This window comes from Leptospira venezuelensis (assembly GCF_002150035.1).
In the GTDB taxonomy this organism is placed as follows: domain Bacteria; phylum Spirochaetota; class Leptospiria; order Leptospirales; family Leptospiraceae; genus Leptospira_B; species Leptospira_B venezuelensis.
This window is the reverse complement of sequence record NZ_NETS01000008.1, coordinates 68774-83640: the sequence shown is the minus strand read 5'-3', so window position 1 is coordinate 83640 and position 14867 is coordinate 68774. Positions and strand designations below refer to the sequence as shown.

15 protein-coding genes are annotated in these 14867 nt (G+C 39.2%); 9 read left to right on the top strand and 6 right to left on the bottom strand.

All coding sequences use genetic code 11. The annotated features are described in order from the left end of the window. Positions 1-100 precede the first annotated feature (100 nt). Genes B1C82_RS04480 through B1C82_RS04470 form a run of 3 tightly spaced genes read left to right on the top strand, consistent with a single transcriptional unit; the run spans position 101 to position 2034 of the window. Positions 101-334 (top strand): hypothetical protein, encoded by a 234-nt coding sequence (locus B1C82_RS04480; RefSeq protein ID WP_010515511.1) that lies wholly within the window; start codon positions 101-103, stop codon positions 332-334. Positions 335-341: 7 nt separating this feature from the next. Next, on the top strand, positions 342-1097 hold the full coding sequence (gene map, locus B1C82_RS04475) for a type I methionyl aminopeptidase (protein WP_086446423.1): 756 nt from the start codon (positions 342-344) through the stop codon (positions 1095-1097). 13 nt (positions 1098-1110) lie between these two features. Beyond that, complete coding sequence (locus tag B1C82_RS04470; protein WP_086446422.1) at positions 1111-2034, top strand: DUF350 domain-containing protein; 924 nt, start codon at positions 1111-1113, stop codon at positions 2032-2034. A 2-nt stretch (positions 2035-2036) separates the two neighbouring features. On the opposite strand, the gene B1C82_RS04465 is transcribed toward B1C82_RS04470, so the two are convergent. Continuing rightward, positions 2037-2399, bottom strand: coding sequence for an LIC_11502 family protein (locus B1C82_RS04465; RefSeq protein WP_086446421.1), 363 nt, complete (start codon positions 2397-2399; stop codon positions 2037-2039). A gap of 16 nt (positions 2400-2415) precedes the next feature. Between B1C82_RS04465 and queG the strand changes: the two genes are divergently transcribed. Beyond that, a complete protein-coding gene (gene queG, locus B1C82_RS04460; RefSeq protein WP_086446420.1) occupies positions 2416-3360 on the top strand; it encodes a tRNA epoxyqueuosine(34) reductase QueG in 945 nt (314 codons plus the stop codon). On the opposite strand, the gene B1C82_RS04455 is transcribed toward queG, so the two are convergent. Then, positions 3319-4014, bottom strand: coding sequence for a Pr6Pr family membrane protein (locus tag B1C82_RS04455; RefSeq protein WP_086446419.1), 696 nt, complete (start codon positions 4012-4014; stop codon positions 3319-3321). The two genes, queG and B1C82_RS04455, sit on opposite strands and share 42 nt — an antisense overlap. Before the next feature lie 46 nt (positions 4015-4060). Further along, a complete protein-coding gene (locus B1C82_RS04450; protein ID WP_086446418.1) occupies positions 4061-4951 on the bottom strand; it encodes an AraC family transcriptional regulator in 891 nt (296 codons plus the stop codon). 157 nt (positions 4952-5108) lie between these two features. Here B1C82_RS04450 and B1C82_RS04445 point away from each other — a divergent pair, with 157 nt between their 5' ends. The 4 genes from B1C82_RS04445 (at position 5109) to rfaD (ending at position 9985) form a co-directional block, all read left to right on the top strand. Beyond that, positions 5109-5861 carry an SDR family NAD(P)-dependent oxidoreductase gene (locus tag B1C82_RS04445; RefSeq protein ID WP_086446417.1) on the top strand — a complete coding sequence of 251 codons (753 nt, stop codon included), beginning with the start codon at positions 5109-5111 and terminating at the stop codon, positions 5859-5861. Between the two features lie 235 nt (positions 5862-6096). Then, complete coding sequence (locus B1C82_RS04435) at positions 6097-7227, top strand: A/G-specific adenine glycosylase (RefSeq protein WP_086446415.1); 1131 nt, start codon at positions 6097-6099, stop codon at positions 7225-7227. A gap of 22 nt (positions 7228-7249) precedes the next feature. Next, on the top strand, positions 7250-9007 hold the full coding sequence (locus tag B1C82_RS04430) for a UbiD family decarboxylase (protein ID WP_086446414.1): 1758 nt from the start codon (positions 7250-7252) through the stop codon (positions 9005-9007). 12 nt (positions 9008-9019) lie between these two features. Beyond that, a complete protein-coding gene (rfaD, locus tag B1C82_RS04425; RefSeq protein WP_199775813.1) occupies positions 9020-9985 on the top strand; it encodes an ADP-glyceromanno-heptose 6-epimerase in 966 nt (321 codons plus the stop codon). Between the two features lie 35 nt (positions 9986-10020). Here rfaD and B1C82_RS04420 read toward each other — a convergent pair whose 3' ends face one another. From B1C82_RS04420 to B1C82_RS04410, 3 genes are all read right to left on the bottom strand, one after another. After that, a complete protein-coding gene (locus B1C82_RS04420; protein ID WP_008592190.1) occupies positions 10021-10323 on the bottom strand; it encodes an ArsR/SmtB family transcription factor in 303 nt (100 codons plus the stop codon). 453 nt (positions 10324-10776) lie between these two features. Then, positions 10777-11547 carry an SDR family NAD(P)-dependent oxidoreductase gene (locus B1C82_RS04415; RefSeq protein WP_086446413.1) on the bottom strand — a complete coding sequence of 257 codons (771 nt, stop codon included), beginning with the start codon at positions 11545-11547 and terminating at the stop codon, positions 10777-10779. After that, positions 11531-12235 (bottom strand): histidine kinase, encoded by a 705-nt coding sequence (locus B1C82_RS04410; RefSeq protein WP_086446412.1) that lies wholly within the window; start codon positions 12233-12235, stop codon positions 11531-11533. The genes B1C82_RS04415 and B1C82_RS04410 overlap by 17 nt, the downstream gene beginning before the upstream one ends. 890 nt (positions 12236-13125) lie before the next feature. Here B1C82_RS04410 and recN point away from each other — a divergent pair. Further along, complete coding sequence (gene recN / locus B1C82_RS04405) at positions 13126-14832, top strand: DNA repair protein RecN (RefSeq protein ID WP_086446411.1); 1707 nt, start codon at positions 13126-13128, stop codon at positions 14830-14832. Positions 14833-14867: the final 35 nt, after the last annotated feature.

Below are 14867 nucleotides of genomic sequence, written 5' to 3'. Positions count from 1 at the left end.
TTCCTTTTTTCGAGGCGTCTGGAAACGTATCACAGTAAATCTGAAACGTTCCGGAAAAGTCTCGGGATGAAATAAGGAGAAGCTCCCAAAGCTCGTTCGTATGGTACAAAAAAAGAAAACTACTGTTAAGAGGAAGAATTCCATGGCTCAAAGCGCTGAAAAGGATACCCTCATCGTCGCAAGCAAGGTAAAAGCTTATATCAAATCTAAAGGCTTTATGACTTCCGGAGACGCGGTCGATGGCTTGAATGAAAAGTTATACGGACTGATCGACGATGCTTTAAAACGTACCGAGGCGAACAAACGCACTACGGTTAGACCAACCGACTTCTAATCCATTCTTGATCTACATCAAGAACAAGACTGAAATCGAGAAAATGAGGGCGGCGGGCAAATTAGCCGCCGCGCTTCTGGACTATATCTCCGGGTTTATTCAACCCGGTATTAGTACTCTTGCGATCAATGATCTCTGCGAAGAGTTCACTAAGAAGAATGGAGGCAAGTCGGCTCCATTAGGTTACAAGGGTTTTCCGAAATCAGTATGTACTTCCATCAACGAAGTCGTTTGTCATGGGATACCTAAAGCAATCGATGTTCTGAAAGAAGGAGATATCGTTAACGTAGACGTGACTCCTATCGTAGATGGATATCATGGTGATAGTTCTCGTACTTTTATAGTAGGTGGTAAAACTTCTCCGGAAGTGGAACGTCTCGTTAAAGATGCAGAACGTGCTATGTGGATTGGGATAGAACAGGTAAAGCCTGGAAATCGTGTAAGCGATATATCAAATGCGATCGATGATTACCTGACTCCTAAAGGATATGGGATCGTTAAAGATCTAATGGGCCACGGAATAGGAAGAGGTTTCCATGAAGAACCTCAAATTCCTCATTATCGTTCCGGCCGTAAACTAGCCAAACTCGAACCTGGAATGACATTCACTATAGAACCAATGGTGAATTTAGGGACTTGGGAAGTGATTTTTTCTAAAAAGGATGGATGGACTGTGACCACAAAGGACGGAAAATGGTCCGCTCAGTTCGAACATACCATTCTTGTCACTGAAAAAGGCTATGAAATTTTGACCCAAGCATAGTAATCTGTCGTGCATGGATTTCGTTTGGAAATATATTTCTTTACTAGGTAAGGATCTTGCCTTTTTCGTTTTAGGCTTTTTAGTCTTTTACATCGGCAAAAAACTCAAGGACTGGACGGAACCTCGTAAGTTAGACGAGGAATTAGTAAAATCCGATAATAGCGCGCTCGCTCTGAGCTTATCCGGCTATTATATCGGGGTCATCATATTATTTATCACAATAGTTTCTCATCCTGGAGAAAAGGGAGATTTACTCGGAGATCTTTTCCAAGTGTCTTCTTTTTCTATCTTAGGAGTAATACTTCTTCTTCTTTCCCAAAAAATCAACGATGGACTGATTTTAGGCGGGATAGATGCAATCGAAGAAATATATGAAAAAAGAAACTTAGCTGTTGCGTCAGTTCTATTTGGCGGAACAATCGCAAGTTCATTCTTTATAGCAGCTGCATTGAACGGAGATATAGGAGAGAAGGTTTTCCCACAGGGATTAGGTATAGCTGTTTCTCCTCTTGTGGAGAAAACAATCATAGGATCAATTATCTCTGTAATTTTCTTCTCAGTGGGACAGATCGGAATGATCTTATTCTCAGTATATTATAAAATTTGGATCCCTTATAAACTCAGATTAGAGTTGGAAGAAAAACAAAACCTTGCGGCTGGAACTGCATTTGCAGGAGCGTTGCTTGCGATCGGGATCTTACTTACTAGAGCATTGTTTAGGGAATTTGAATCTTTATACCAAACAGGGATCTTACTACTATTGGATCTAGGACTTGCATTCATAATCATTCCTATTTTGCATTTTTTTGCAGACTGGGTGGTATTGCCTGGCTCAACATTACAGGAAGAAATAGAAAGAGATCAAAATTTCGGAGCAGGGCTTTTGGAAGCGGTGGTGCTTGTATCCTTCTCCGCTATTATATTTTTTGCGGTCTGAATTTAGAATAGATCGTGGGAAGAGTATAATTTCCATTCTAGGTGATATACTTTTTTGATGCCGAAGTCGCAAGCTGCTTGTAAAATCATCTTTTCATCCGACTCTTGGGACAAGATAGAATAAGCGTCGGTTAGGTCCGAAACGATCTCAGCAAAAATGTATTTATGAGTTGGTAAGAAGGGAGAAAGTCCTCTCTCCTCAAAACCTCGCAGCGCCCCTAAAAGTCCTGCGAGTAAAATCCTACCCAAGGGTCTTGTTCTTTCTTTAGGAAGATCCAAGCCAGCTTCTTTTGCTGCGCTTAAAAGTTCTTGGAGAGGAATTCCTCCCGATATAGAATGTAAGGATGTTTCTTCTCCTTCCTGCATGAAGAAAGAATAAGATATGCTTCTTGAAAGTAAAGAACTTCTGGATGAACTGAAAGATATTGCGATGACGAATGGGTTCCAATTATTTGGAGTGGGACCTGCTTCTGTTCCTTCAGAAGACAAAGAAAACATACTTCATTGGGTCGGAGAAGGCCGTCATGGAAATATGGATTGGTATCCTAAAAACATGAACCTTCGATTAGAATTAGAAGGACTTGGATTTAAACCTGAATCGGTGATTGCATTAGGCGCATTATATAATGATCCTGAATATGAAAACTTAGATCTGCCTTATCGATTTTCCAGGTATGCTATGGGAGAAGATTATCATTCCGTTCTTCGTAAAAAAGCTTCTGATCTATTAGAATTTTTAAGGAAGAAGTTCCCAAACCAAAAATTCAGACAAGGTGTAGATTCTCTCCCTGTTCCCGAAAAAATTTTAGCAAGGGAAGCTGGGGTTGGTTGGATCGGAAAAAATACAAATTTAATTCATGAAGAATATGGATCCTTCTTCTTTATCAGTTTAATTTTTACAGATCTTCCTACAAGTTTCATTTCCATCCAAGCAAAGGACAGATGCGGGACTTGCAGGGCATGCATCGATTCTTGTCCAACAGGTGCTTTGGAACCTTATAAAATTGATGCTCGTAAATGTATTTCTTATAAAACGATAGAAGATAGATCCGAGAATGTTGATTCTCTACATGGTTGGGTATACGGCTGCGATATCTGCCAAGAGATTTGCCCTTGGAATCAGGTAAAAGCCCGCAAGAAGGGTTGGAAAACGGAGATAGGAGAATTTAAGATCCGAGAACTTTTCAAAAAAGAAAATCTCTCGGATCTAGATGAAAAGGAATTCAAGAACCATTTTAAAGATTCAGCTGTGAGTAGGATCTCCTACAAACAGATGAAAAGAAATCTAACTGTTTGGGAAAGAGATTCTTCCAAATTTGGAAGATAAAAGTTTATCTACTAACGCCAAAAATCCCGCGATCAATAAAAACAGAACAAAAATCCCTATAATATTGATCATGACCCCTGAATAACCAAGTCGAGGAACATCCATAATATTATATGGATACCATTCCTGAATTGCTCCTCTTGCTAGAGTGAATATAGCGTATACAATAGGAAGAATGGCAGCTATTAAAATCCTGCGTAACGTGACTGTTCTTGCTGGTCCGAAGATAATCCAACCAATCACAGCTATTATAGGAGCAATATCGTGTTCTAATCTACTCGCAGTATCTGCAATGAGATCATTTTTAGGAACAGTCTGTAAAACGAAGTTAAAAACAATTCCAGTAATCGTAATATCAATGATCCCTATCAACCTCCAAATATGAAAATTAGAAGATGTTCGATCCAAATTCAATGCAAGAAGGAGAGTGGTGATCCCTAAGATTAAATTGGATTGGGTTGTAAAAAATGAAAATTGATTTAGCAAACTATCAAAGCCGGGACCAAATGTGCGGGTGAAACCTGCGTTTGGTGGAAGAGAGGATTGATGATTGTAGGCATACCAAAGTTCTAATAGAACACCTACAAAACAAACTAGAGCGGTAGAACCGAATACTAAGCGCGCTAAAGTGAGATTCTGTTTAGAAGTTTGCATTTGATACTTCTCCGTTAAGAAACCGATCGCTGGATTCTTATGAGTTTTAGTACCTCGTCAATGCTATTTTTTCTCTTAGGTTGGAAGCATCTCTTACTGGAGAGTTCCCGAAAAACCTGGAATATTCTCGATTGAATTGAGTAACACTTTCGTATCCAACTTCGAAGGCAGCGCGTGACGCGGAATAAGCACTATGGACTAAAAGTTTTCTCGCTTCGAGCAATCTGAGTTGTTTTTGGAATTGAATAGGACTTAGGCCTGTTATCTGTTTAAATTGTCTATGAAATGTTGTAACTCCCAATCTGGATTTTGCCGCTAATCGTTTAATCTCCATTGAGGCAGTATAATTTTCTCTGATCCATCGAATTGCAGGATAGATAGTCGGTCCTTTTCCTTGAGTTTGGCAAAATTTTCTCAAACGCCATCCTTGGGGACCAAGAAGGACTCTATATAATATTTCTCTTTCATAGATAGGAGCAAGGGCAGGAATATGTTCTGGTGTTTTAAGAAGTCGGAGCATTCTAACCCAAACTTCTAAAAATTCAGTAGACGCTTCGCAGGCTATGAACTCATTCTCTGCATTTTCTTCTGAAGGATCTTTAGGAAGATCATTTAATAAATCTAAAATGGAGTCCTGGTCCAATTCGAGTCCCAAAGAAATGTAAGGTCCAGTTTTGCCTTGTTGAACTTTTCCTGTGGCCGGGATATCAGCGGAAATTACAAAATAAGAAGGCGCCTTTAATTGAATAGTTTGATCTCCTATCGAGATCGTTTTCCCTCCTTGCACGACTAAACCGATCATAGGTTCGTAGACCGCCGCAAGTTGGTGTTCGGATACTTCTCCTTTTATAAGTAATACTTTTGGGAGTTCCGTTTTAGTTGGTTTTGTTGTTGCCTGGATTGTTAGTTCAGCAATCTCTTTCAGAATTTCCTTCATTCTGTAACATAATAGAATGAAATCATATTATCTAAAGCTAAATTTATGGAATATTTCGATTTATTGATAAGTCGGTAGGATTAGGCAATCAATCGGCATGATCCGATCTTTACTATCTTTATCAAATGTTCTACGCTTCAGGGTATTGGAGGACGTTATGAATATTGCAATCGTCACAGGAGCAAGTAACGGGATCGGAAAAAATACCGCGATCGAACTAGGTAAAAAAGGGATTGGTGTAATTCTTACTTATCATTCGGATAAGAAAGGCGCAGAAGATGTAGTAAAAGAAGTGGAGAAATACGGCTCAAAAGCAGTAAGTCTTAAATTAGATCTTAGTCAAAAGTCTTCCTTTGAAACTTTTGCTGAGCTTGTAAAAATGAATCTAGAAGATATTTGGAAGAGAAAAACTTTTGATTACTTGGTAAATAACGGAGGTGTCGGAGGAGGGGTGCCTTTTACAGAGATTACAGAGGAATATTTCGATCAAATGCTAAACACGAATTTTAAAGGGCCATTTTTCTTAACACAGCATCTTGTTAAAATTATAGAAGATAACGGAAGAATCGTGAATACATCCAGTTCAGCAAGTCACGGATCCTTTGTAGGGTATTCCGCTTATGGTGCTTCGAAAGCTGCTTTGACTTCTTGGACTAAGTATCTTGCAAAAGAACTTTCTCCTAGAAAGATAAGAGTGAATTCAATCTCTCCAGGTCCAGTTCATACAAATCTTGGAGGAGGAGCATTTGATAAACATCCAGAGTACATCCAACCTATAGCGGATCAGACTGCTTTAGGAAGAATTGGAAGTCCGGATGATATAGCTAAGGTTATTGTGAATTTGTTGTCCGACGAGTTTTCTTGGGTGACTGCTCAGGATTTAGAGGTGTCAGGAGGATTTTTGCTATAGATAGGAATGAACAAGCGGGAACTGGGAGAAGTCTTGTTGGAATTCCTACAGGACTTCTGGTTTAGAATCTTGCTTGCTTGTTTGAGTTTTTTGTGATAGGACGGACTCCGGGTACCACAGACCGGCCCCCACCCAGAAAAAGGGTGGGGCACCCAAATAAATTGTAGGAATTCCAACAAACCGGCTTCGAAAACTCCTTTTCTCCCTGGAGTAAAAGGCTCCGATAGTCAGATACATGCCCGCCGGTTTGAAACAAAAAGTAACCGATCTTCCGACTTACGAATTCGATCCTAAAACGAATTTAAAGCTTAGAAGTTGGTTCTTAAAAGAAAAACGAGACCTGGCATTTCGAAAAAACAGAACACCATATTCAACTTGGGTAAGTGAGATTATGCTGCAACAGACAAGAGTTGCAGCGATGCTCCCTCTCTATGAAAAGTTTATGCATCGATTTCCCAAACCGGAAGATCTTGCGATCGCGGAGGAAGAGGAAGTATTCCGTTACTGGCAAGGACTTGGTTATTATTCCCGAGCCAAAAATCTTTTGGCCGGAGTTCAGAAACTAGTCAATGAATTCGGTGGCAAATTTCCAAAAACCTTAGAAGACGCACTTTCTCTTCCTGGAGTGGGGCCTTATACGGCAAGAGCTATTCTTTCTATTTCTTATAATTTACCTTTTGCTGTTTTGGATGGGAATGCAAAAAGGGTTCTTTCTCGATTGGTCATGTTCAAAGAGTCAGGTCCTAAAGCGGATCCGGTTTTACAAAAGATTGCGGATTCATTTTTGAATCTTGAGTTCCCGGGAGATCATAACGAAGCAGTAATGGAGTTAGGAGCCCGCATCTGTATTCCAAAACCTTTATGTACCCAATGTCCTCTTCAAAATGATTGTATAGCTTACCGAAATGGTGTCCAAGAAGAGATCCCGGTAATAGAAAAGAAGAAGAAGGAAATCCCATTAAATATCCGTTTTTATATACTAAAGACCAAACAGGGAATTTTACTGGTCCGCTATCCAGAGAGAAGATTTTTTAAAACAATATATTCTCTTCCTTTTTCGTTCGAAGGAAAAAATCCTTATGAAGCAGATCCCGTTTTGGATTGGAATTTAAAATCTTTTGATCTTGGAATCAAATTTAAACACACGATTACTCATCATAAGATCCAAGGTTTTGTTTCTGAAACAGCATTGGATCAAAAATTAGAGAGAAAAATTTTAGAAAATTTTCACAAAATTCGGCCATCAATAGAAATCAAATACTGCAATTGGAAAAACTTGGAGACTGAATTTCCTTCTTCTATTGCAAAAAAAATAAAACAGACTCTGGCTAAAGACGGAGCTGTTTTACCAGGTTTAGATAATTGAATTATTATTTTAAAGGAAAACTATGAATATTCGATCTACTTCCGAATTCGTAAAAGAACTTTCTAAAAAAGGAGAACTTTTGGAGATCAAAGAAGAGGTGGATCCAATTCTTGAGATCGCAGAAATCCAAAGAAGGGTTGTTGCCAAAAGAGGACCGGCACTTCTATTCTCGAATGTGAAAGGTTCCAGATTTTCTGTAGCTACTAATTTGTATGGTTCAGAAAGCAGGATCAAGATCGCATTCGGAGAAGATCCTGTAAAGTTTATTCAAAAAATCGCATATACTGCAAAACATTTAATGCCTCCTACTCCTAAAAAAGTATGGGAAGCAAGATCTCTCGCTTGGACTGCTTTGAAAGTCGGCCTTAGAAAGGTGAGTAAGGCTCCTATTTTGGATTCAGAGTTACAAAGCCTCGACGAATTGCCTGCATTAAAATCCTGGCCCAAGGATGCAGGAAGATTTATCACATTACCTTTGGTGTATACAGAAAGTCCCAAAACCGGAAAAGGAAATTTGGGAATGTATCGTATCCAATTCCATGGAGCTAAGCTTACAGGGATGCATATTCAGATCCATAGGGGCGGTGGCTTTCATTATTCAGAGGCCGAAGCAGAAGGTAACGCTTTACCTGCGCATATTTATGTAGGAGGTCCACCTGCTTTAACGATTTCGGCAGTGGCACCTTTGCCAGAAGAGATTAGTGAATTTCTTCTCGCTTCGCTTTTGTTAGGTGAAAGACTTAAAATTATCAAAAACAAAAAGATCAGTCCTCTTCCAATCGTGGCAGATGCTGATTTTGCATTAATCGGAAAAATTCCTCCGAAGATTAGAAGACCGGAGGGACCTTTCGGAGATCATTATGGATATTATGCGCTTAAACATGATTATCCAGTATTTGAAATTGATAAAATTTATGCTCGAAAAGATGCAATCTGGCCTGCTACAGTTGTAGGACGTCCTCCACAGGAAGACCATTGGATCGCGGAGTATCTACAACATCTATTATCTCCCATGTTCCCCATCGTTATGCCCCAAGTAAAAGGAATTTGGGCTTACGAAGAATCCGGAGTACATTCCTTAGCGGCAGCGATCGTAAAAGAAAGATATAAAAAAGAAGCATTCATGGGCGCTCTTAGGATTTTGGGAGAAGGACAATTATCCCTTACTAAATTTTTGATCGTTACTGACCAAGATGTTCCATTGATGGATTTTAAAACTACTTTCCTTGCCGCACTGGAGAGATTCCAACCGGAGACTGACTTACATATCTTCTCCAATATTTCTCAAGACACTTTGGATTATACAGGACCAAAGGTAAATGAAGGAAGTAAGGCAGTTTTACTTGGAGTGGGACCTAAAACCCAAAAATTAAAACCTAAGATCACTTCTAATATTAAAAATTCTAAATTCAAAAATCCAAAAGTATATTGCCCTGGAATCTTAGTAGTTTCCGGACCAAAATACAAAAAAGGGGATGGGGCTTTAGAAACACTTCGCAAGGAAGCAATCACCCAAGGATTTTTATTCGTATTCTTAGTAGATAATTCAGAAGAAGCAACAAAATCTGATCACGATTTTATTTGGAATGTATTCACTCGATTCGAACCAGCCGCTGATATCTATGGAGATTCTAAAGTAGTTCGGAATCATATTTCTTTCCAAGGTCCAATCCTTGTAGATGCAAGACTAAAAACTTGGTATCCTCCGGTTCTAGAAGAAGATCTTAAAATCACCAAACAAGTAGAGAATAGATTTGGTAGACTTCTGGATTCAATGTAGGTAAATGGAAGAATGGGAATGAAACGAGTAATCGTTACCGGCGGAGCCGGACTGATAGGAAGTAATGTAGTTAGACTTCTAAACGAGCAGGGGATTTCAAATATCCTTGTAGTAGACCATTTGGGCCTGACTAACAAATGGAAAAACCTTAGAGGTTTGGAATATACAGATTATTTAGAAAAAGAAGAGTTCCTTCAAAAAGTTCAAACTACAGATATTTTAAAAGATTATTCTCATATCTTCCATTTAGGAGCCTGTTCTTCTACAACGGAGACTGATGCTTCTTATTTGATCCGAAATAACTACGAATATACAAAGATATTAGCAGAAGAGTCTCTTCGCAGAAAAATCCAATTTTTGTATGCTTCTTCTGCGGCCACGTATGGAGAAGGGCAGTTTGGATATGATGATAAGACCCCGATCCATCCTCTAAAACCTTTGAATATGTATGGATACTCCAAACATATGTTCGATCTATACGCCTTAAAAAAAGGATTCTTGGATCAAATCACTGGTGTGAAATACTTCAATATCTTCGGGTTTGGGGAGGCCCATAAAGGAGATATGAGATCCGTTGTTTTAAAAGGATACGAACAGATCTCTTCAGAAGGAAAATTGAAATTATTCAAATCCTATCGCCCAGACTATAAGAATGGCGAACAAAAACGGGATTTTCTCTATGTAAAGGACGCGGCCAAGATTAGCTTATTCCTTTTGGAAAATCGTAAATTCGGTTTATATAATGTTGGAAGAGGACAAGCTGAAACTTGGAATTCACTCGCATCTGCTTTATTCAAAGCAATGGGAAAACCTGAAAATATTGAATATATGGAAATGCCTGAAAGTTTAAAGGCAAAATACCAATATTATACGAAGGCAGAGACCCAAAAACTGATCTCAAGTGGTTACAAAGAAGGTTTTACTGATTTGGAAACTGCGATTGCGGATTACGTGGATTTGCTGAAAAAAGAAGAGTAATAAAGGGGCCCCTGAAGACCCCCCACAGCTATTAATTACTTAGAAAAGATCTGAAGTAAAGATTTTGCGAATGCTTTGAATTTTGCGTCTTTGATAGAGTAGAATACTTGGTTAGAAACTTTTTTGCTTCCTAAGTATCCTGCTTCTTTCATTTTGCTTAAGTGTTGGGAAGCAGCTGATTGGCTGATACCAAGTGCGTCTACGAGTTCTCCTACGCTATGTTCTTTTCTAGAAAGATGGAGAAGAATTTTTAATCTGTCAGGATGAGCTACTGCTTTAAGTCCGCGGATGGTAGAATCCAGATGAGTTTTTTTAATTTCTAACTTTTGGGCTGCCATAATCTGCCTTCTGTTGTATTTGAATCCACTCTAACATAACCTTTGAAATTTACAAGGATTTCCGAAAACTATCTCTATTTTTTGTAAAATTAGAAATCATGTAAATTATGATATAATTATGTAAATAAAATGGAAAATAATTTATTACCAATTGTAGATATAATAACCTCAAGCTTAGAGAAATTGAATATTATAACTTTCAATCCTTCGAATATTAGAACCCTCTTACGTTTAGAAGATCCCAAAAACTCAATATTCTAATTTAACAATAAACGAAATATATACTATTATAAAGTTCGAATTTGCCAGATTTCTAATTCAAGAAAACGTTTTGAAGGGTGAACAAGCTTTCAGCTTAACCAAGATAGGCGAAATGAAATTATTAAAGGCAAAAGTGTGGAAGAATTAAGGAAAACTAATGGACTGAGAAAGGGAATAAAAGAAACAAAGGGGTCAAATTTTGACCCCTCCAGAAATTTCCAAAACGACTCCGTCTACCAGATCGTTTTGAGCGATGAATGCCGCAGTGCTAGCGATCTCATCTGGTCTGCCTAATCTACCGATCGGGATCAACGCTTCCCATTTTTTGAGAGCTTCCGGATTCATGTCTTTCATTACCATTTCTGTAGCGATGAATCCAGGTGCAATACCCGCGACTCTGATACCATAACGGCTGAGTTCCTTCGCCCATAGTTTAGTCATCGCTGCTACTCCGGCTTTCGCTGCGGAATAATTGGTTTGGCCTGGGTTACCATGCATAGAAACAGAGGCAATAGGGATGATTACCCCTTTGGTACCGTTATTTACCATTTGAACTGCCGCTTCTCTGCCTGTTAAGAATACTCCGGTCAAGTTCACATCGATTACTGCCTGCCATTCTGCCAAAGACATCTTGGACGCAACCTTACCAGTCTGTTTATCCGCTTTTATTAAGAGACCATCTCTCAAAATCCCCGCATTCAAAACTGCGATATCTACGGATCCGAAGGCGGAAACTGCTTTCTCCATGAGTTCAACGGCGTCTTTTTCCTTAGAAACGTCTGTAGGCACCGCGATCACTTTAACGCCTAGAGCTTCTACCTCTTTTTTGGCGCCTTCCAGTTTGTCTGCGGAGATATCCGATAGAACAATATTGGCTCCTAATTTTGCAAAATGAAGGGCCATCTCTTTGCCTAAACCTCCGGCGGAACCGGTGATTACGGCAGTCTTATTTGTGATTTCCAACTTGGTTGATTTCCTTACTTCTAATAGTTACGTAATTGTCGGTGAAAGGGATTTCTACCCTGGCGACAGTTTCTGCGGTGCTTGTTTGGATTCTGAATAGTTTTGGATCAATATTCTCACTTTTGAGAAGGATCATGATTAAAGCGATACCCAAACCAGCTCCTTCAGTATTGTCCATATTATCCATATAGAACTCGGCGATATCATTATATTCCATCGCCTTTCTCATCTTCTCCCTCATACGAGATTCTTCGATCTCAATCACAGGAGTATTATTAACTACTTCGACGACCAAACCTTCGGTAGTATAAGTAACTGAAATTTTGACAAAAACGCCTCTTGCAAGACAACGTTTCCCATATTCGTCAGCCATTTTTTCGGAGAAGTTCTGTTTGAACTGGGCCAGACCCTGGTCGTAATGCTCATGATTTCGGATATCCAAACCAAGATCTTCGAAAAAAACCCTCTTTTGGTTGGCCTTTACTCCATTGATCGCCATTTCTTTGGTGATCGTATACAACATCTCAATGTATCTTGTTTGGCCTAATTTTTCCAGAACTTCCGTTAGAATACGCAAAACGTATTTTTCCAATTTGGAATTCATTCTGGAAGATTGAACGGAGATGCGGGAGCGGCTGAGGATGTAGTCTGAGAGCTGGGCGTCTAAATCTTTGAAACTTTTTGCCATGCTCGTTTACGTCCTCTGTGGGAGAAAAATCGATACCCAGTGTTTCCCCTAGGACGATTCATGCAATCAAAAATCGGCGAGTTCCAGATCTCAAAAAGGATACAAACTTAAAAGGTTGGCCGCGTCCGAACCGGACTTTAAGTCCGTTTCGGATCAAGCTCTCGCCTCCGGTCAAAAAATCGTATCCACGATTTTTTGACCACGGTTCGATCTTTCGCGGGGTGGCCCTCTTTCGAATATATCCTAGTATGCTGCACGATTGCGTATGGGAGAGCTAATCTCGACCAGCAGATGCGCCTCCCATTATATATCCAACGCAAAGTAAAAAGCTACTAGAACAAAAGGATTGTGCTTTTTCCGTCGTCGATCCAGTATATTGACTTAAATCACAAGTGCCGTTGTCTATGCATTGTTTATAATATTCCACGCACCCTATATATTCAACTGTGCAGTTGGATTTCTTTTTCTTACCTTGAATCTCATCTACGTCTTCCCTTGAGCATGCAATAAATAACAAACTAAAGCTACAAAAAAGGGTTAATATATATAATGAGAATAATCGTTCCATAATATTTGCCTTCAAATTATCCATTTTTTAAAAAAGAAGCAGAGTAGATTCGTAAAATGTCTCCTTGATTTCCTAATCACATTTATGAACGCCAACGTTATTTATCTTTGCATTGCAAAATTTCAGTCATAAATAATAAGGTTTTTCTGTTATAATCAAAGACGAACAGAATGGACATTCCGAGGGAATCTTACTTTTCTAAGTAGAAATATGTGTTCAATTCCATTTTCCTATTCTAATTTTTTCAAAATACTATACAAAAAAATAGTTTACAAAAGTATACAATCATCCGAATAGTATGTTGTAGCTAAGGGGAAAAATTATGCTTCAGACAATTAGTATCCGAGATTTTGCATTAATTGAATCAGCCCAGATTGACTTAAGAGGGGGCTTAACTGCGATTACGGGAGAAACCGGTTCCGGAAAATCTCTCTTACTGGATGCTCTTTCATCCTTACTCGGAGGAAAGAGCAGTACGATGGATATCCGAACAGGCTCGGATAAGTATTGTTTAGAAGCAGAGTTCGATATTTCCCAAAATCCAAGCGCCATAACTTGGATGAGGGAGCATGGATTTCCTCTAAACGGTTCCGTAATCGTAATCCGAAAGGAATTCACTCGGGACGGAAAAACAAAGATCCAGATCAATCATTCCCTTTCATCCGCTCAAGTACTTCGTGGTTTAGGAGAAATTCTATCCGAAGTGCATAATCAAAATGATCAAATTCTGCTTTTAGACAAGGCCCAACAGTTGGATATCTTGGACGGTTTTGCAGGTTTGCACACACTAAGAGGAGAAGTGAAGGAAGGGTTTTTAACTTATAAAAGCCTCAAAAAGAGATTGGAAGAATTAGAATTATCTCATGCTGATAGAAATCGCAAAAAAGAGATACTCCAATACCAAATAGAAGAGATCCACACTGCTAATTTAAAATTGGGAGAAGAGGAAGAACTCAGTAAAGAGGAGAACCTACTCGTTCATGGAGAAAAACTCGCTGAGAACCTAGATATAATCACCGGTTACCTGCATGAAAGTGAATCTTCTGTGTTAGGCATTTTTCCTAAAGTGCTTGCTGCTTCCGATAAGATTAAAGTTTTGAGCGAATCATTAAACGAAATGGATTCTGCTCTTAAGGAAGTATATGTAACAATCCGTGAGATCAATACTACTGCTCAGGATCAAAAGGAAGAGGTATTTTTCTCTCCGGAAAGACTATCTCATGTACAGTCCAGGCTTGATCTGATCCATAAGCTAAAGAAAAAATATGGAAATTCAATTTCTGAAATTTTAGAAACAAAGAAGAAGGCAGAAGACGAACTCGCAGCTCTAGAGCAGAACTTAGATTCTAAAACTTCTCTGGAAAAGGAAAAGAAAAGGGCGGCAGATAAATTAACCCAAGCTTGTTTGCAACTTTCTAAATCTAGACGAGAAGTATTGAACAAATTCGAATCCAAACTCAAATCTGAATTAGAAGTTTTAGGGATGAAGGGAGCTGGGCTACAAGTAGTTCTTCGTTGGGAGACAAGTCCTGAAGGAGAAGTAGAGGCCCAAGGAAAATCCTATTTGGTAAACGAATTCGGATTGGACCAGGCAGAATTCTATTTTAGTCCAAACCCTGGAGAAAAGCCAAGGCCGCTTCGTAAAATTGCTTCTGGAGGGGAAATTTCCAGAGTAATGTTGGCTATCAAAAGTGTACTTGGTTCCAATTTTGACGGAAAAGTTTTGGTTTTTGATGAGATTGACTCTGGTCTGGGTGGAGAGATTGCTTCCGACGTAGCAAAAAAACTCAGAACTCTTTCTAAAACTCACCAGATCATTTTAGTCACTCATTTACAGCAAATAGCTGCGGCTGCGGACCATCATCTTCTAGTAAGCAAACGAGTCAAAGAGGGAAGAACTGTCTCTGAAACTGAATTCCTCGGAATGGAGGAGAGAACAATGGAACTTGCGAGAATGATTGCGGGTCAAAATATCTCCAAAGGCGCTCTCCATCACGCAAAGGAATTGCTCAAAAAGAAGGCGGTATAATTCGTCTTCTCAAATTCCCTTTTTACTGGGGCGTA